This is a genomic window from Phycicoccus duodecadis (assembly GCF_002846495.1).
GTDB lineage: Bacteria > Actinomycetota > Actinomycetes > Actinomycetales > Dermatophilaceae > Phycicoccus > Phycicoccus duodecadis.
Genome location: NZ_PJNE01000001.1, coordinates 146,980 through 163,765, shown reverse-complemented (window position 1 = coordinate 163,765; position 16,786 = coordinate 146,980). Strand labels below are relative to the sequence as shown.

The 16,786-nt window shown below is 73.3% G+C and carries 18 protein-coding genes; 9 read left to right on the top strand and 9 right to left on the bottom strand.

The window, feature by feature from the left end; translation table 11 throughout:
- Positions 1-36 precede the first annotated feature (36 nt).
- Complete coding sequence (locus ATL31_RS00795; RefSeq protein ID WP_101394094.1) at positions 37-831, top strand: amino acid ABC transporter permease; 795 nt, start codon at positions 37-39, stop codon at positions 829-831.
- A complete protein-coding gene (locus ATL31_RS00790) occupies positions 831-1,586 on the top strand; it encodes an amino acid ABC transporter ATP-binding protein (protein WP_170062482.1) in 756 nt (251 codons plus the stop codon). The genes ATL31_RS00795 and ATL31_RS00790 overlap by 1 nt, the downstream gene beginning before the upstream one ends.
- A gap of 3 nt (positions 1,587-1,589) precedes the next feature.
- Here the strand turns inward: ATL31_RS00790 and ATL31_RS00785 are convergent, their stop codons facing one another.
- Both ATL31_RS00785 and ATL31_RS00780 read right to left on the bottom strand, forming a co-directional pair.
- On the bottom strand, positions 1,590-2,348 hold the full coding sequence (locus ATL31_RS00785) for an SGNH/GDSL hydrolase family protein (protein WP_101394092.1): 759 nt from the start codon (positions 2,346-2,348) through the stop codon (positions 1,590-1,592).
- On the bottom strand, positions 2,345-3,043 hold the full coding sequence (locus ATL31_RS00780) for a GNAT family N-acetyltransferase (protein ID WP_101394091.1): 699 nt from the start codon (positions 3,041-3,043) through the stop codon (positions 2,345-2,347). Before ATL31_RS00780 ends, ATL31_RS00785 begins: the two co-directional genes overlap by 4 nt.
- A 50-nt stretch (positions 3,044-3,093) precedes the next feature.
- On the opposite strand from ATL31_RS00780, the gene ATL31_RS00775 reads away from it, so the two are divergent.
- The 3 genes from ATL31_RS00775 (at position 3,094) to ATL31_RS00765 (ending at position 6,085) form a co-directional block, all read left to right on the top strand.
- Positions 3,094-4,638, top strand: coding sequence for an SDR family NAD(P)-dependent oxidoreductase (locus ATL31_RS00775; RefSeq protein ID WP_425440316.1), 1,545 nt, complete (start codon positions 3,094-3,096; stop codon positions 4,636-4,638).
- Between the two features lie 170 nt (positions 4,639-4,808).
- Positions 4,809-5,444, top strand: coding sequence for a thioredoxin-like domain-containing protein (locus ATL31_RS00770; RefSeq protein ID WP_101394090.1), 636 nt, complete (start codon positions 4,809-4,811; stop codon positions 5,442-5,444).
- The gene (locus ATL31_RS00765) at positions 5,441-6,085 is read left to right on the top strand and encodes a DUF305 domain-containing protein (RefSeq protein WP_245861810.1); all 645 of its coding nucleotides are present in this window, start codon (positions 5,441-5,443) and stop codon (positions 6,083-6,085) included. The genes ATL31_RS00770 and ATL31_RS00765 overlap by 4 nt, the downstream gene beginning before the upstream one ends.
- On the opposite strand, the gene ATL31_RS00760 is transcribed toward ATL31_RS00765, so the two are convergent.
- Positions 6,048-6,428: a single-stranded DNA-binding protein gene (locus ATL31_RS00760; protein WP_245861809.1), complete on the bottom strand. Its 381-nt coding sequence runs from the start codon at positions 6,426-6,428 to the stop codon at positions 6,048-6,050. The genes ATL31_RS00765 and ATL31_RS00760 overlap by 38 nt on opposite strands.
- Positions 6,429-6,739: 311 nt before the next feature.
- Between ATL31_RS00760 and ATL31_RS00755 the strand changes: the two genes are divergently transcribed.
- The 3 genes from ATL31_RS00755 to ATL31_RS00745 all read left to right on the top strand — a co-directional run bounded on the left by ATL31_RS00755 (position 6,740) and on the right by ATL31_RS00745 (position 10,277).
- On the top strand, positions 6,740-8,107 hold the full coding sequence (locus ATL31_RS00755) for a M15 family metallopeptidase (protein WP_101394089.1): 1,368 nt from the start codon (positions 6,740-6,742) through the stop codon (positions 8,105-8,107).
- A gap of 102 nt (positions 8,108-8,209) precedes the next feature.
- Complete coding sequence (locus ATL31_RS00750; protein WP_101394088.1) at positions 8,210-9,769, top strand: MFS transporter; 1,560 nt, start codon at positions 8,210-8,212, stop codon at positions 9,767-9,769.
- Positions 9,770-9,917: 148 nt separating this feature from the next.
- A complete protein-coding gene (locus tag ATL31_RS00745; protein ID WP_101394087.1) occupies positions 9,918-10,277 on the top strand; it encodes an RNA polymerase-binding protein RbpA in 360 nt (119 codons plus the stop codon).
- Positions 10,278-10,336: 59 nt separating this feature from the next.
- Here ATL31_RS00745 and ATL31_RS00740 read toward each other — a convergent pair whose 3' ends face one another.
- The 6 genes from ATL31_RS00740 to kamD are packed head-to-tail and all read right to left on the bottom strand — an operon-like array spanning position 10,337 to position 15,952.
- Complete coding sequence (locus ATL31_RS00740; RefSeq protein WP_245861808.1) at positions 10,337-10,825, bottom strand: FxsA family protein; 489 nt, start codon at positions 10,823-10,825, stop codon at positions 10,337-10,339.
- The gene (locus tag ATL31_RS00735; protein ID WP_101394086.1) at positions 10,822-11,601 is read right to left on the bottom strand and encodes a polyprenol monophosphomannose synthase; all 780 of its coding nucleotides are present in this window, start codon (positions 11,599-11,601) and stop codon (positions 10,822-10,824) included. Before ATL31_RS00735 ends, ATL31_RS00740 begins: the two co-directional genes overlap by 4 nt.
- Complete coding sequence (gene lnt, locus ATL31_RS00730) at positions 11,594-13,165, bottom strand: apolipoprotein N-acyltransferase (RefSeq protein WP_101394085.1); 1,572 nt, start codon at positions 13,163-13,165, stop codon at positions 11,594-11,596. Before lnt ends, ATL31_RS00735 begins: the two co-directional genes overlap by 8 nt.
- A 14-nt stretch (positions 13,166-13,179) precedes the next feature.
- Positions 13,180-13,572: a 3-aminobutyryl-CoA ammonia lyase gene (kal, locus tag ATL31_RS00725; RefSeq protein ID WP_101394084.1), complete on the bottom strand. Its 393-nt coding sequence runs from the start codon at positions 13,570-13,572 to the stop codon at positions 13,180-13,182.
- Entirely contained in the window at positions 13,569-14,348 is a 780-nt protein-coding gene (gene kamE / locus ATL31_RS00720; protein ID WP_055812700.1) for a lysine 5,6-aminomutase subunit beta, read from the bottom strand. The genes kal and kamE overlap by 4 nt, the downstream gene beginning before the upstream one ends.
- Complete coding sequence (gene kamD / locus ATL31_RS00715; protein WP_101394083.1) at positions 14,345-15,952, bottom strand: lysine 5,6-aminomutase subunit alpha; 1,608 nt, start codon at positions 15,950-15,952, stop codon at positions 14,345-14,347. Before kamD ends, kamE begins: the two co-directional genes overlap by 4 nt.
- A 150-nt stretch (positions 15,953-16,102) precedes the next feature.
- Here kamD and ATL31_RS00710 point away from each other — a divergent pair, with 150 nt between their 5' ends.
- The gene (locus ATL31_RS00710) at positions 16,103-16,756 is read left to right on the top strand and encodes a GNAT family N-acetyltransferase (protein ID WP_211283939.1); all 654 of its coding nucleotides are present in this window, start codon (positions 16,103-16,105) and stop codon (positions 16,754-16,756) included.
- Positions 16,757-16,786: the final 30 nt, after the last annotated feature.

The window sequence follows — 16,786 nt, the reverse complement described above, 5'->3', positions numbered from 1 at the left end:
GTCCCGCCCGGACCCGCTCGACCCCAGGAGCCACACATGGCGATGACCCCGCGCAAGCGTGCCCAGGTCAGCCGCGCGATCCAGTACGCGGTGCTGGTGGTGCTCGTGCTCGTTCTCGCGTTCACCGCCGACTGGGCGACGCTCAAGGCCGCCTTCCTCGAGCCGGCCCTGGTCGCCAAGCAGTTCCCCGAGGTCATCACGCTCGCGCTGAAGAACACCGTCCTCTACACCCTGGGGGCGTTCGTGTTCGGCCTGGTGCTGGGGCTCGTGCTGGCCCTGATGCGGCTGTCGTCGGTGGGCCCGTACCGGTGGCTGGCCACCGGGTTCATCGAGTTCTTCCGTGGGGTGCCGGCCCTGATCGTGTTCATCGGCCTGTACTTCGGTCTGCCGACGGCCTTCCCGGGGCGCCAGCTCCCGGGCGGGACGTTCGGCACGGTCACCATCGCGCTCGGCCTGGTGGGCGCCGCCTACATGGCGGAGACGATCCGGGCGGGCATCCAGGCGGTGCCCAAGGGCCAGGTCGAGGCGGCCCGCTCGCTCGGCATGACCCAGAGCCGGGCGATGGTCTCGATCGTCATCCCGCAGGCGTTCCGCATCATCCTGCCGCCGCTGACCAACGAGCTGATCCTCCTGACCAAGGACTCCTCGCTGGTCTACGTGCTGGGGCTGTCGGTGTCGGCCTACGAGCTGACCAAGTTCGGCCGTGAGGGCCTGAACGACGAGGCCAACCTGACCCCGCTCACGGTGGCCGCACTCTGCTACCTCATCATCACCGTCCCGCTCTCCATCGTCGTCCGGCGCATGGAAGCCCGAGCCGAGAGGGCGCGCTGATGACCGAGATCACCGTCGACGAGACCGCACCCGCCATCGACGTGCAGGACCTGCACAAGTACTTCGGCGACAACCAGGTGCTCAAGGGCATCGACTTCCGCGTGGCGCGCGGCTCGGTGGCCTGCGTCATCGGGCCGTCGGGCTCGGGCAAGTCCACCCTCCTGCGCTGCGTCAACCGGCTCGAGGAGCCCACCTCGGGCAAGATCTTCGTCGAGGGCGTCGAGGTCACCGACCCCGACGTGCACCTCGACGCGCTGCGCAGCCGCATCGGGATGGTGTTCCAGCAGTTCAACCTGTTCCCGCACCTGAAGGTCCTCGACAACCTGACCATCGCCCAGATGCGGGTCAAGAAGCGCAGCCGCAGCGAGGCCGTCGAGATCGCGCGCGCCAACCTCGCGAAGGTCGGGCTGGCCGAGCGCGAGGACGCCTACCCGGCGCACCTCTCCGGCGGCCAGCAGCAGCGCATCGCCATCGCGCGGGCGCTGTCGATGTCGCCCGACCTGATGCTCTTCGACGAGCCCACCTCGGCCCTCGACCCCGAGCTCGTCGGCGACGTGCTCGACGTGATGAAGGACCTGGCCTCCGACGGCATGACGATGATGGTCGTCACGCACGAGATGGGCTTCGCCCGCGAGGTCGGCGACAACCTGGTGTTCATGGACGGCGGGGTCATCGTCGAGGAGGGCGACCCCAAGCAGGTGCTCGCCGACCCGCAGCACGAGCGCACCCGGAGCTTCCTCTCCAAGGTGCTCTGAGGCTCACCCCGGCGGGCTGGCTGGGGTCCGCCCCGGCGACTCGAGGGCACGCAGCACCACCGGCAGGAAGGGCTTGGCCATCTCGGCGTACCCGGCGTCGTTGGGGTGGAAGAAGTCCGAGGCCAGCCGACCCCGCCAGCTGCTGGGGCCGTCGGTGCGCAGGTCGACGACGGTGAGGTCGCCGCGGTGGGCGGCGTCCTCGAGGTGTCGGTTGGCCAGCCGCGCCGCCTCGCGGGGCTGGGGGAGCGTGGCCACCACGGCCCCGCGGGGGAGGGCCGCCACCATCGCGGCGAAGGCGTCGGGCAGCCCCTGCCGGGAGGCGGGGCCGGCGAACAGGTCGTTCGAGCCGATCATCACGGTCACCAGGTCGGGCCGGTCGGTGCCGACGGCCGGCGGCAGGGCCCGCAGCACCGGCAGCTGCTGTTCGAGCAGGTCGGGCGTCCGGGCGCCGGTGGCCGACAGGTTCACCACCACGAGGGGATGCCCGCGGGCCGCCAGCAGGCCCGCGAGCTGGTCGACCCAGCCGGCGTCCCACGCCGAGGCACCCACGCCCTGCGACATCGAGTCGCCCAGCACCACCCAGCGGCGGCCGGGGGTGCGCAGGGCGGCGGTGTTGTGCGCGGTCCAGGCGCGGGCGTACGGCTCGACCTGGTCGTTGACCCGGCGCACCCCGGGCAGCACGCTGCCGAGGGCGCGGGTCAGCACGCCGCGGCCCCGGCCGGTGCGGTTCTCGTAGCCCAGCGGCAGGGGAGAGGCGCTCACGCGAGGGCCGCGCGGATGTCGGCGAGGGAACGCCGCTGGCGCCCGTCGTCGTCCATGTTGTCGTCGGCCAGCCACGCCCGCAGCGCGGCCCCGACCGCCGGCCACTCGGTGTCGGTCACCGAGAACCAGGTGGTGTCGCGGTTGCGGCCCTTCGTGACGAGCGCGTTGCGCCAGGTGCCCTCCTCGGTGAAGCCCAGGCGGAGCGCGGCGGCCCGGGACGGGGCGTTGAGGCTGTCGCACTTCCACTCGTACCGGCGGTAGCCCAGGGTGTCGAACACGTGTTCGGCCAGCAGCAGCTGGGTCTCGGTGGCGGCCCGGGTGCGCTGCAGCGCGGGGGACCAGAGGACGGCGCCGACCTCGATGGTGCCGCGGGCGGGGTCGGCCCGCATCAGGTCGACCCGGCCCAGGAAGGCGCCGGCGGGGGAGTCGACGGCGAACGACGTGCCCAGCGGGGGCCGAGCCGCGGCCTCGATGGTGGCCAGGGCGGCGGCCGGGGTGGTCGCGGGCTCCCAGGGCAGGTAGGTCCAGAGCTCGGGGTGCGCGCCGAGGGTCTTGGCGACCGCGCCGGCGTCGTCAGCCACCAGCGGCCGGAGGGTCACGAACCGGCCGGTGAGGACGACGGGGCCCGGGGCCTCGGCCCCGTGCCAGTCGACGGGGTCGCCGACCGGCTGGCCGTGGGGGTTCGTCGCGGTCACCCAGCCAGCCTATGGTCCGGGCCCCACGCGCCTGCGCCTAGGCTCGACCGGTGACGACGCCCGACCCGCCGAGCCCCGACGACACCTCCGAGGCGACTTGGGAGCGGCGGGCCGACGGCATCGCCGCGGACGACCTCGCGGTCGTGCTGCGGGTGCTGGGGTCCCTGCACGAGCTGCCGCCGCACCATCCGGACATCCAGACCGTCAAGCGCGCCACCGGCGCGATGTACAAGGCGGTCCGCAAGGACCGCAAGGCCGCGGCGCGGGCCGCCGAGGTGGCCCACGACCGGGCGGTGACCGAGGCGACGGCGACCGGCGCGCGCCAGCGGATCGACGACGAGACCCGCGGCATCCCGCTGGTGTCCAGCGCCCGCGGGGCGGTGGCCGGCACGCTGCTCAAGCCGCGGGGCTGCTACATCTGCAAGAGCGACTACCACCAGGTGGATGCGTTCTACCACTGGCTCTGCCCCTCGTGCGCGGCCATGTCGCACGCCAAGCGCGACCAGCGCACCGACCTCACCGGCAGGCGAGCGCTGCTGACCGGGGGCCGCGCCAAGATCGGGATGTACATCGCCCTGCGGCTGCTGCGTGACGGCGCGCACACGACCATCACCACCCGGTTCCCGCACGACGCGGTGCGCCGGTTCGCGGCGCTCGAGGACGCCCCGGACTGGATCGACCGGCTGAAGGTCGTGGGCATCGATCTGCGCGACCCCACCCAGGTGGTGTCGCTGGCCGACGAGGTCGCCGCGGCGGGTCCGCTCGACATCCTCGTCAACAACGCGTGCCAGACGGTGCGGCGCAGTCCCGGGGCGTACGCGCAGCTCGTCGAGCTCGAGTCGGCGCCGCTGCCGACCGGGGAGCGGCTTCCGGAGATGGTGACGTTCGACCGGGTCAGCGAGGCCCACCCGGTCGCGATCGCCGGAGCCCTGCGCGAGCACGCCGTCGCGCACCATGACGGCGAGAGCCCCGCCCATGCCCTGGCCGCCCGGACGGCCGCGCAGCTGAGCGCCGTCGCCCTGAGCGCCGACAGCGCGACGGTCGCGCGGCACCGGGCCGGGACGGCGGTCGACGCCGGGGGACTGCTGCCCGACCTGGCCGCGACCAACTCCTGGACCCAGCACGTCGACGAGGTCGACCCGCTGGAGCTGCTCGAGGTGCAGCTGTGCAACCAGACCGCGCCGTTCCTGCTGGTCTCCCGCCTGCGCGCCTCCATGCGGGCCGCGGTGCGCGCCGGGGCCCGCCGGGCCTACGTCGTCAACGTCAGTGCGATGGAGGGGCAGTTCTCACGGCGCTACAAGGGCCCCGGGCACCCCCACACCAACATGAGCAAGGCCGCGCTCAACATGCTCACCCGCACCTCGGCCGGCGAGATGTTCGAGACCGACCGCATCCTGATGACGGCCGTCGACACCGGGTGGATCACCGACGAGCGACCGCACGACGAGAAGCTGCGTCTGGCGGACGAGGGCTGGCACGCACCGCTGGACCTGGTCGACGGCGCCGCGCGCGTCTACGACCCGGTGGTGCGGGGCGAGGCCGGGGAGGACCTGTACGGCTGCTTCCTCAAGGACTTCCGGCCGAGCCCCTGGTGAGCCGGGGGACGGGCCCTGCTCGGGGATAATGACATAATGTCGATTATCGGCGTTCTGCGGGAGGCCGGTCCAGGGCGGCTGTGTCGGTGTCGGTCTGCCACGACGGGAACTCCTCCGGTTCCTCGTTCGCTGTCGGGGCGACGCCCCCGACCCACCCCAGGAGCCTCCCCGTGTCCCCGTCATCGCGACCGTCCCGCGCCGCCCTCGACGAGCTGAAGAAGTCCCAGCAGGCCAAGGAACGCCGCACCAGGATCGCCTTCGTGGCCGGGACCGCGGCCGTCGTCCTGGTCATCGCCGGCGTCGTCGGCGTCACCATCGCCCGCGACGTGTCGTCGCGCCCGACCCTGGACGCCGTCAAGAGCTACGAGGTCACCGCGAACCACGTGACGACACAGGTGACGTACGCGCAGACCCCGCCGGTCGGTGGCGACCACGACCCGGTGTGGCTCAACTGCGGGATCTACACCAAGCCGGTGCCCAACGAGAACGCCGTGCACGCCCTCGAGCACGGCGCCGTCTGGGTCACCTACCGCCCCGACCTTCCGGCCGACCAGGTGAGGACGCTGACCGAGAGCGTCCCCGGCGAGTACATGGTCGTCTCGCCGTACCCGGGCCTGACCGCGCCCGTCGTCGCCTCGGCCTGGGGCAAGCAGCTCACGCTGACCGGCGTCGACGACCCCCGCCTGGAGCAGTTCATCCGCGCGTACCGCCAGGGCCCGCAGACCCCGGAGCCGGGTGCCGCCTGCACCGACGGCACCGACGGCACCGACGCCGCGGCCACCTCCGGCGCCACCCCCTCCCCGTGACCGACGACCTCGTCGACGTCGAGCCCCCACCCGCCCGCTCGGCCCGGTGGGGCGTGACGGTGCTCGTCGCGCTGCTGGCCCTGGTCTCCGGGGTCGCCGGGACGCTGCTGGTGGTCCGCGCGACATCGCAGACCTCGGTGACCGACTTCGGCGCCGACGCCGGGTTCGCGCGCGACATGCAGACCCACCACCGGCAAGCCGTCGAGATGGCCTTCATCGTCCGCGACGAGAGCACCGACCCGGCCGTGCGCACCCTGGCCTACGACATCGCCACCAGCCAGCAGCAGCAGGCGGGTCAGATGTACGGGTGGCTGGTGCAGTGGGGGCTGCCGCAGACCGGCCCGGCCGCCCCCATGGCCTGGGTCGGCGGCGAGCACCCCGCCCACGTCGAGGCCGGAGCGCCGATGCCCGGCCTCGCCACCGAGGCCCAGCTCGACGCGCTGCGCGGGGCCCGCGGCGTGGACGCCGACCGGATCTTCCTGCGCCTGATGATCGCGCACCACCAGGGCGGGGTGGAGATGGCCGACGCCGCCCTGGCCCAGGCCCGCACCCGCGAGGTGCGCACCCTGGCCGGCGCCATCGCGACGGCGCAGACCAGAGAGATCACCCTGATGGAGGGGATGCTGCGCGAGCGGTCGTGACGGACCGGGTCCGGCGGATGCGCCCCGCCTCGACCTCGTAGCGGCTGGCCGCACCCGCGCCGGTGCGGAAGAACCGGCGGCGCAGCGCTCCCTCCACCTCGACCCGGTCACCGACCCCGAGCCGCCCCGCCACCCGACGTGTCTGTGCCGTCCAGCAGGCGACGTCGATCGCGTCGACCGCCGCCCGGCCGGCCTCACCGCGTCGCGCCGGCCGGCCCACCGTCACCCGCACCGTCTGCACCGCGTCCCCGCTGGGCAGCACCCTGATTGGGGCCACCCCCGTCACCCGGCCCGCCAGCCGCACGGCGTTCTCGTCGCCCGGGCCCACCTCGTCAGCGTCCACGACCGCTCCTCTCGTCTCGTCCGGTCCCCACCGTGGCGCACCCCGGTGGGCGCCCGCCCCTCCCCCGGCGGATCTGTGGACGACCGACCCGCCGCGGCGACCCTGTGGACGACACCGCACCGGTGCGACGGATGTGGCCGATGGGACGCTCTGACCCATCCGATCGGCCGACCCTGACCTCCTACCCCTCGTGGACCACCGGCCCATGTGCCTATGGTGGACGCGGGTGCGCAGCAGGGAGCACCTCCGGACCGCTGGTCCGACACAGATGGGACTCGATCTTCGTGGTACGTCCGTTCCAACGGAACGCCGTGGTCCTCCGGGGCGCCGCCTTCCTGGCGACGACCGGGGCCGTCGCCGCCCTGTCCGCCGGCCCCGCCACCGCGGGAGTGCTGCCGGCCCCGGCTCCCAGCCTCGTGCAGGAGTACTCGAGCCCCACCCCCAGCGCCACGGGCAGCTCGGCGACCCCGACGAGCCCCTCCCCCAGCCCCTCGCCGACCACCATCACGCCGCCCCCTCCGGGTCCCGACGGCGGCCACGCCGAGCCCGACCACCCGGCGCCGCTCGCGGGCATCGACCTCGAGGCTCAGGTGGCCGAGGCCAACCGCATCTCCGCCCTCCTCGAGGGCTCGAGCTCCCAGGTCGCGGTCGAGACGAAGGCCATGGACGCGCTCTCGGACCAGTCCAACACCCTGCTGGAGTCGCTGGCCTCGGCCACCGACCGGGAGCGGGTCGCGCAGCAGGACGCCGACACCGCCCGCACCGACCTCACCGCGCTCGAAGGCCGGCTGGCCGCGGCCCGGGCCATCGTGCGGGACTGGGTCTTCGACGTCTACTCCGGCGGTGGCAATGACGCCGACATCACCGGGATGTTCGACGCGATGGAGTCCGACGACGACCGCGTCGGCGACCCGCTGGGCGACCTCTCGTACCTCACCGACCAGCGCACCCGCGCACTGCAGATGGTCCGCTACCTCACCGCCGAGCAGGTGCGCCTCACCGCCGCCGCCGAGGCCGCCGAGCGGACCGCGCACGACGCCCGGGTCAAGATCGCGGCCGACAAGGCCCGCCTCGACGGCCTGATGACCGTGCAGGGCGCCAAGATCGGGGAGCTCCGCAAGCTCCAGGTCGCCGAGGTCGAGAAGGCCGGGCCGGTGGCCAGCATCCTGGTCGGAGCCCGGTCGGGCGCCGCCCAGGCCGCTGCCGAGCGCCTGCGCAACGCCCTGAGCGCCGCTGTCGTCGAGAGTGCCCACGTGGGCAAGCCGTGCAGTGACGACACCGGCCTGTACCCCAACGGGATGTTCCCGGCCACCGCCCTGTGCCCGGTGTGGGGGGCCCCCGGCGAGCGCCTCTCCCCCGCCGCCGCCGCGTCGTTCAGCGCCCTCAGCCAGGCCTACGCCGCGCAGACCGGCACGCCGCTGTGCATCACCGACTCCTACCGCTCGCTGCCCGAGCAGGTCTCCATCAAGGGCACCCGCGGCCGGTTCGCTGCCACTCCGGGCACCAGCCGTCACGGCCTCGGCCGTGCGGTCGACCTGTGCGGCGGCATCGACGACTTCGGTTCGGCCGCCCACCACTGGATGCGGCAGAACGCCCCCCTCTACGGCTGGTTCCACCCTGCGTGGGCCGAGGCCGGCGGCAGCCTGCCGGAGCCGTGGCACTGGGAGTACGCGGGCTGAGCCCGCCCCGCCGACGCACGCACCCGGGCCACCGGTGACGCGGGCGATCTGAGTACCACGACCTGGCGCGCCGCGGGGCCCTCCTGTGGAACGCTTCGGCCCATGACGACGCAGTCCGCCACGGACGTCTACGCCGACACCGCTCGGTATCACCGTCCCTGGTACTGGTACGACTGGGCCAACTCCGCCTTCGTGACCACGGTGGGCACCGTCCTCTTCGGCCCCTACCTCACCACGGTGGCCAAGGAGGCCGCCTGCCCGGGACTGGCCTCCGACGCCCGGTGCACCTCCGACCTGTACGTCGTGCCCGCCGCCTCCGGGCTGCCGGGGTGGGTACCGGGGACCGCGATGGCCGCGGTCGTCGTCCTGCTGCTGGCGTTGGTGGTGTCCCTGGTCGCCTACGCGCGCGACACCACGCTCCCCTACCGCCCGTCGGCCCTGATGGTGCCGCTGGCGCTGGTCACCGCGGTCCTCGTGCTCACGGCTCCGCTCGACCCCGGGTCGGTCGCGCCGTACACCGTCACCCTCGCGACGGTCGTCTCCGCCGTCCTGCTGGTGTTCGTCGGGGCCATCACCGACCGCACCGCCCGCCCGGCCCGGCTGCTGGGGATCTTCGCCTGGGTGGGCTCGGCGGCCGCGATCGGGCTGTTCTTCCTCACCGGCGGCGGCTGGCGCTACGGCGCCCTGATGATGATCATCGCCTCGATCAGCCTGGGCGCCTCGCTGGTCGTCTACGACGCCATCCTGTGCCGCATCGCACGGCCCGACGACCGGGACAAGGTCTCGAGCCGCGGCTGGGCGCTGGGCTACCTCGGCGGCGGCCTGCTGCTGGCCGTGAACCTCGTCATCGTCAGCAAACCCTCCCTCATCGGAGTCGACACCGGCATGGCCGTCCGGATCAGCCTCCTGTCGGCCGGCCTCTGGTGGGCCGGGTTCACCCTCATCCCCGTCATCGGGATGTGGAACCTGCGCGGCGCCGCGGCGACGACCCTCACCGACGCCCCGCAGGCCGGCATCGTCCGCGGCAGCCTGACCCAGCTCGGGCACACCTTCCGCGACCTGCGGGCCTACCCCAACACCCTGCTGTTCCTGCTCGCCTACCTGTTCTTCAACGACGGCATCCAGACCGTCATCTCCTCGAGCAGCCTCTACGGCGCCGAGCAGCTGCGGTTCGGCCAGAGCCAGCTCATCGCCCTCATCCTGATGGTGCAGTTCGTCGCCTTCGGGGGCGCCCTGCTCTTCGGGTGGCTGGCCGGGCGGTGGGGTGCCTGGCGCACCATCCTGCGCAGCCTGGTCGGGTGGTCGGTGATCGTCGTGGCCGCCTACTTCCTCCCCGAGAAGGCGTTCGTGCCGTTCGTCGCGCTCGGCGTGCTCATCGGCATCGTCCTGGGCGGCAGCCAGGCCCTGAGCCGTTCGCTGTTCTCGCAGCTGGTCCCCCGGGCCCGCGAGGCCGAGTTCTTCGCCTTCTACCAGGCGATGGAGCGCGGGACGTCCTGGTTCGGTGCGCTCACCTTCGGCCTCGTGCACCAGCTCACCGACTCCTACCGCCCGGCGATCGTGGCGCTCATCGTGTTCTTCGTGCTGGGATACGTGGTGCTGCGCCGGGTCGACGTGCGACAGGGCATACTGGACGCCGGCAACGAGCTGCCCCGGGTCGTCTGAGGTCCTCGGGTCCGGAGTGTGACACGAGTCACACTCCCTGCACCCAACCGTTCGGGGTCGGAACAACGAACCCCGTGCGCACGTTCTCTCAGTACTGACCCGACCGAGAGCTTCCGGTCCGGGACATCCACCATCTCGGGAGACACCCATGGCAGAACGCAGCCTGCGCGGTAGCCGCCTCGGCGCCCTCAGCATGGAGACGGACCAGAACGTCGTCCCCTCGGAGCGCCAGATCACGACCTACCTGTGCCCCAACGGCCACAGCATCGAGCTTCCCTTCTCCGTCGAGGCCGACGTGCCCGCGGTGTGGGAGTGCCGCTGCGGTGCCGAGGCCAAGCTCCAGGGCGGGGGCCCGCAGCCGGAGTCCAAGCCCGTCAAGCCGCAGCGCACCCACTGGGACATGCTGCTCGAGCGGCGCTCCATCCCCGAGCTCGAGGAGCTCCTGGAGGAGCGGCTCACGCTGCTGCGCGAGTCCCGCGGCGAGAAGGTCAAGAAGAAGACCGCCTGACGCGTCCACCCCGCGACAGCACGCGCCGGTCACCCATCGGGGGCCGGCGCGTCGTCGTGTCAGTCGACGACCTCGCCCTGGACGACCTCCGGCGGCCCACCCGGACCCCCACCCGGCCAGCCGCCGAACGACCCCAGCAGTCGCCGCGCCACCAGCGCCTCGAGCCAGCGCCGGGTCAGGGGCCGGGTGGCGGGCAGGATGAGGAAGAGCCCGACGGCGTCGGTGATGAACCCCGGGGCGAGGAGCAGCGTGCCGCCGACCAGCACCAGGGCCGCGTCGGCCAGCTGGCGGCTCGGCATCCGGCCGCTGCGCAGCGCGTCGCGCAGCGCCGCCCAGGTGCGGGCGCCCTCGCGCCGCACGATGACGGCCCCGAGCAGCGACTCGAGCAGGAGGAGCCCGAACGTGGGCCAGCCCCCGATGGCCCGCCCCACGGCGATGATGACGACGACCTCGAGCAGCGGCACCAGCAGCAGCGCCACGAAGACCCAGCGCAGGACCCGGCCGCGCCGCCAGCGCGCCACGGACGGGGTGGCGCCGGGGTGGCTCACAGCTCCTGCCAGCGTTCCGGGCGGTCGAGGACGCCGCGCAGCTGGCGCGCCCGGTGCCGTACGCCCCAGCCGGTGATGCGGCGCAGCGACTCGGCGACGATGTCGCCGCTCATCTTGGAGTCGCCGACCTCGCGCTCGACGAAGGTGATGGGCACCTCGACCACCCGCAGCCCGGCGCGCACGGCCCGCCAGGTCAGGTCGGCCTGGAAGCAGTAGCCCTGCGAGGCGACGTCCTCGAGGCCCATCGCGCGCAACGCGTCGGCGCGGTAGACCCGGAAGCCCGCGGTGGCGTCGTTGACCGGCATCCCGAGCAGCATCTTCACGTAGACGTTGCCGCCGACCGAGAGGGCCTTGCGGTGCACGGGCCAGTTGACGACCCGGCCGCCGGGCACCCAGCGCGAGCCGATGACGACGTCGGCGTCGCGCGCGGCGGCGATGAGGGCGGGCAGGTCCTGGGGGCGGTGGGAGCCGTCGGCATCCATCTCGACCAGCGCGTCGTACCCGGCATCCAGGGCCCAGCGGAAGCCGGCGAGGTAGGCGGCGCCCAGCCCCTCCTTGCCGGCCCGGTGGATGACGTGCACGTGCGGGTCCTCGGCGGCGAGGGCGTCGGCGACGTCGCCGGTGCCGTCGGGCGAGGCGTCGTCGAGGACCACCACGTGGGCGTCCGGCACGTGCCGACGGACACCGTGCACGGCCGCGGGGAGCGTGTCGTGCTCGTTGTACGTGGGGATCAGTACGGCGACGCGCGTCAGGGGCGGTCGGGTGGTGTCAGGCAACGTCGTGGTCCTCGGTGGGTCGAAGCTCTCGCGCCACCCTAACGCGGCGGCCGTCCCGGACCCCAGCCAGCACGAGCAGGAGCAGCACGGCGCCGGCCAGGACCTGGGGGCTCTCCCCCAGCCGGTCCGACGGGGTGCGCTCGGAGCGCAGCACCGGGCGGCCCACCCGCTGGTCGGCGGTGAAGAGCCCGGTCTTCTGGGTGACGGTGCCGTCGGGGGCGACGAACCCCGAGACCCCCACCGTCGAGACGTGCACCACGCTGCGCCCGTGCTCGACGGCCCGCAGCCGCGAGATGGCGAACTGCTGCTCGGACTCGGCGGTGTAGCCGAAGGTGGCGTTGTTGGTCTGCACCATGATCAGCGAGTCGGTCGAGCCCGCTGCCGCCACGCTGTCGCGCATCAGGCCGTCGTAGGCCACCTCGAAGCAGATGGTCGGCAGCGCCGCGTACTCCCCGCCGGGGGCCGGCACCCGGAAGACCCCGATGGTCGTCCCGGCCACGAAGTTGCCCGCCAGGTCGGCGGCCGAGGAGAACATCCGGAAGAACTCGCGGTGCGGGATGTACTCGGCGAACGGCACCGGGTGGAGCTTGGTGTAGCGCTGCGGGTCCATGTCGCCCGGGCCGGTGTAGAACAGCGAGACGTTGGAGTTGGCTCCCACGGGCTCGGCCAGGACGGCACCCACGACGATCGGGGTGCCGACGGCCTCGAGGGCGCGGCGCACCTGCTCGGCGGCGTCGATGTTGCGCAGCGGGTCGATGTCGGAGGCGTTCTCGGGCCAGACGACGAGGGTGAGGTCGTCGGGTGCCGTCTCGGCGAGGCGTTCGGTGCCCGCCACGTGGTTGTCGAGCACGGCGCGGCGCTGGGAGTTGAAGTCGAGGCCGGCCTTCGGCACGTCGCCCTGCACGAAGCCCACGGCCTCGGTGCGCCCGTCGGTGGGGAGGTGGATGGCCAGGGGCGCGAGCAGCACGGCGGCCGCCAGCAGCAGGGCCACCGGGGCGAGGAGCCGGGGGCCGTGCGCCAGCCCGACCACGGCGCCCAGGAGCAGCATCCCCACGAGCGCCACTGCGAACGTCACGCCGGGGGCGCCGAGCCAGCGGGCCACCGGCAGCAGCGGGCTGTCGGCCTGGCTGAAGGCGAGGCGGGCCCACGGGAAGCCGCCGTAGGGCGTGGTGGAGCGGGCCCACTCCTGTACGACCCAGCCGACCGGGACCAGGGCGTACGCGGCCCGCAGGTGGCCGGCGGCCGCCAGGCGGCGTCCCGCGAAGCCCGTGACGGCGCCCTGGAGCCCGACGTAGAGGGCCTCGAGCCCCGCCAGGGCGAACCACGGCACCTCACCCACGTACACGCCCGACCAGGACAGGGTGGGCACGAAGAACGCCACGCCGGCGACGAGGCCGAGCAGGAACCCCTGGGGGCCGCCGGCCCGCAGCGTCACGGCGCCGAGGAGGGCCACGCCCACGGGTGCGAGCCACCACAGGTCGTGGGTGGGGAACGCGAGCCAGAGACAGAGCCCCGCGGCCACCGCCGTCAACAGGCGGGACGGGAACCGGAGCGCGTGGTGCACGCGCTCACGGTAGGTCACCCGGCTGGAGGGACGACCACGACCCCACGGGCGGTGGTGGCGACCAGCGGAGGGTCGAGGACGTCGGCTGCCGATGCACCCCGCTCGGGGGCCCCGCGGCCCACGACGCGCACCTCGAAGGCCATCTCCCGCGAGCGGGTGCCGACCCGGACGAGGCGGGCCTCGATCTCGATGACGTCGCCGGCCCGCACCGGCGCGACGAACTGCACGTCGGAGTAGGACGCGAAGAGCCCCTCGTCGCCGTCGGTGCGGATGCACAGCTCGGTGGCGACGTCGCCGAAGGCCGCGAGGCTGTAGGCGCCGTCGACCAGGTTGCCGGCGTAGTGGGCATGGCTGTACGGCACGTACCAACGGTGGATGACGGTGGTGCCGACCTCGGCGCGGGTCATCGCTGCTCTCCTCGGGGGTCGGGGCTGGTGCGGGAGGCCACGAGCTCGTGGACGAGATAGGACGCGACCTCGCCGGGGGTCGTGCCGCGCCCGAAGACCCGGTCGACCCCGAGCGCCTGGGCGGAGCCCTCCTCGAAGCGCGGGCCGCCGACGACCAGCAGCGGCACCTGCCCGGCCGGGAACGCCTCGCGGAAGGCGGCCGACATCGCGGTGGTGTTGTGGATGTGGGCGTCCTTCTGGGTGACGACCTGCGAGACCAGGACGGCGTCGGCCCCGACCTCGCGGGCGCTGGCGACCAGCTCGGGGACGAGGACCTGGGCGCCGAGGTTGACCACCTTGAGCTCGCGGTAGTACTCCAGGCCCTTCTCGCCGGCGAAGCCCTTGATGTTCAGGATGGCGTCGATGCCGACGGTGTGCGCGTCGGTGCCGATGCAGGCGCCGACCACGACGAGCTTGCGCTTGAGGTGGGTGCGCACCGCCTGGTTGACCTCGGCCGAGGTCAGCAGCGGGAACTCGCGCTCGACGACGTGGACCTCGCGCAGGTCGACCAGGTGGGTGACGGAGCCGTAGACGACGAAGAACGTGAAGTCGGGGCCCATCGGCTTGGCGTGCACCAGCAGCGCCGGGCTCATCCCCATCTTCGCGGCCAGCTGGAGGGCGGCGCCCTCGGCCCGCTTGTCGTGCGGCAGCGGCAGGGTGAAGGAGACCTGCACCATCCCGTCGCCGGTGGTGTCGCCGTACGGGCGCACCAGTGGGCCGCGCTCGGTGTCGCTCATCGGGTGGCCCCTTCCTCGAGGAGGGTCGTGGCGGGGTTGTCGTAGCCGTCGGCCTTGACCACCACGCCGTCGAGCCCCTTGCCCTGGGTGGGCGGGCGCTTCATCGCCCCGAAGGTGCCGTCGGCGATGGCGGCCAGCAGCGGCTGCGGGTGGGCGGTACCGCGGGTCGAGGTGTCCGAGACGATCTCGTCGAGCAGGTCGACGGCCTCCGAGAGCACCTGGCGGGCCCGGGTCTGGATGAAGCCGTCGCGCGGTGGGTGGAAGTCCTCGGTGAGCCCGCCCGCGGCCTCCATCACGTAGCGCACGTTCTGCAGGGCCAGGTCGCGGTCCGAGAGCCAGGGGGTGACGACCGCTTCGGTCATCATCCCGACCAGCAGGATGCCCTGCCCGGTCATCGCGCCGACGAGGTTGAAGAACCCGTCGAGCAGGTAGCCGCGGAAGACGTCACCGGTCATGTGCTTGGTCGGCGGCATCCACTTCAGGGGCGCGTCGGGGAAGAGCTGGCGCGCCAGGAGGGCGTGGGCGAGCTCCATCCGGAAGCTGTCGGGCAGGTCGGGGTTGATCTCGAAGGCGTGCCCGAGGCCGAGCTGCCAGTCCTCGAGGCCGGCCTCCTTGGCGAAGTACTCGTTGAGGAGCTGGCTGACGGTGACGGTGTTGGCGGACTCGACGGCGTCGGCGGTGGTGAGGTAGTTGTCCTCGCCGGTGTTGATGATGATGCCGGCGCGCGCGTGGACCTGGCGGCTGAAGCGCTGGTCGACGAAGGTGCGGATGGGGTTGATGTCGCGGAAGAGGATGCCGTACATCGAGTCGTTGAGCATCATGTCGAGCCGCTCGAGCCCGGCCAGGGCGGCGATCTCGGGCATGCAGAGGCCGCTGGCGTAGTTGGTCAGGCGCACGTAGCGGCCGAGCTCCCTGCTCGTCTCGTCGAGCGCGGCCCGCATCAGCCGGAAGTTCTCCTGGGTGGCGTAGGTGCCGGCGTAGCCCTCGCGGGTCGCGCCCTCGGGGACGAAGTCGAGCAGGCTCTGGCCGGTGGAGCGGATGACGGCGATGACGTCGGCGCCCTCGCGCGCGGCGGCCTGGGCCTGCGGAATGTCCTCGTGGATGTCGCCGGTCGCGACGATGAGGTAGATCCAGGGGGTGCGCGGGGCGTCGCCGATCTTCGCGACCATCCGCTCGCGGGTGCGGCGCTGGGCGTCGACGGCGCGGATGCCCTTGGCGACGGCGCTGCGGGCGGCCTTGCGGCTGGCGGTGAGGTCGCGACCCTCGGGCAGGCGGAAGGCCACTCCCCCGCTGCTGGCCTTCTGCGCGAGGGTCAGCAGGTCGGGGGCCTCGCCGCGGCGCAGGGCGTCCCAGACCGGCGTGGTGACCCCGTGCTCGAGCCCGGGGCCGGAGCGCACGGCGTCGACGAGGTGGTTCACCCACGGCGTGCCCTCGTGGTCGGCGCCGCCGAGGCCGGCCAGGCGCAGGGTGGCGCGCTCGACCGAGACGGTGGTGTGGGCCTTCGCGAGGTCGACGACGGGCTTGCCGGCGGTGCGGGCGAGCCGTCGGGCGCGCCGGACGACGGCGGGGTCGAGGTCGAGGAGGGCGGGGCGGCGCGTAGACACGGCGTCAATCTAGCAACGGAGCCGCAGGACTTGCAGCATCCTCGGGGTGTGGCCGGAGATCCTCTGCCAGTGAGGTGCCGGCGGGGCGTCGGATGGCTTGGCGGTCGCCATCCGGTCGCCCGTCGCGATGGCACACGGTTGGATGGCGGCGTGACCGCACCGCCCGGCGCCCGTGCCGCCTCCCCCGGCTCCTCCCCCGTCACCTGGCCGCGGCGGGTCGGCGACCTGGTCCTGCGGCCGCCCGTGGAGTCGGACGTCGACGGGGTCCTGCGGTGGCGCCGCCGGCCGGAGGTGACCCGCTGGCTGCTGCGGACGGACGTCGACGAGGAGGCCATGCGGACCCGGCTGCGCGGCGAACGCGACCCGGACGACCACTCGTGCGTCGTGCTGCTCGCCGGTGAGGCGGTGGGGATGGGCTACCTCGAGGTCGCGGACGGGATGGGCCAGGACGGCGGGAGTGCACACCGCAGGGCGGAGGGCCTGCTGGGGTGGAACCTGTCACCCGAGGTCTGGGGCCGCGGCTACGGCACCGCGGTCGCGCGCGAGCTGCTCGCGGTGGCCTTCGGCGAGCTGGGGTTGCACCGGGTGACGGCCGGCTGCTTCGCCGACAACATCGCGTCGTGGAAGCTCATGGAGAAGGTGGGGATGCGGCGCGAGCAGCACGGCGTGCAGGACTCGTGGCACGCCGAGCTGGGGTGGGTCGACGGGTACACGCACGCGCTGCTGCGTTCGGAGTGGGAGGCGCGGCGGAGCGGTCCGGTGGCGGGTCCGGCGGGTTCGCCAGGGGCCTCCGAGGGGGCGTGAGGGGTCGTTCTCGGAGCCGCGAGCGGGGTT

Excerpts from the sequence above, each read along its gene's own strand:
- ATL31_RS00750 (WP_101394088.1), top strand. The coding sequence starts at position 8,210 with ATGACGACGCAGTCCGCCACGGACGTCTACGCCGACACCGCTCGGTAT.
- ATL31_RS00790 (WP_170062482.1), top strand. The coding sequence starts at position 831 with ATGACCGAGATCACCGTCGACGAGACCGCACCCGCCATCGACGTGCAG.
- kamE (WP_055812700.1), bottom strand. The coding sequence starts at position 14,348 with ATGAGCGACACCGAGCGCGGCCCACTGGTGCGCCCGTACGGCGACACC.
- ATL31_RS00795 (WP_101394094.1), top strand. The coding sequence starts at position 37 with ATGGCGATGACCCCGCGCAAGCGTGCCCAGGTCAGCCGCGCGATCCAG.
- ATL31_RS00745 (WP_101394087.1), top strand. The coding sequence starts at position 9,918 with ATGGCAGAACGCAGCCTGCGCGGTAGCCGCCTCGGCGCCCTCAGCATG.
- kal (WP_101394084.1), bottom strand. The coding sequence starts at position 13,572 with ATGACCCGCGCCGAGGTCGGCACCACCGTCATCCACCGTTGGTACGTG.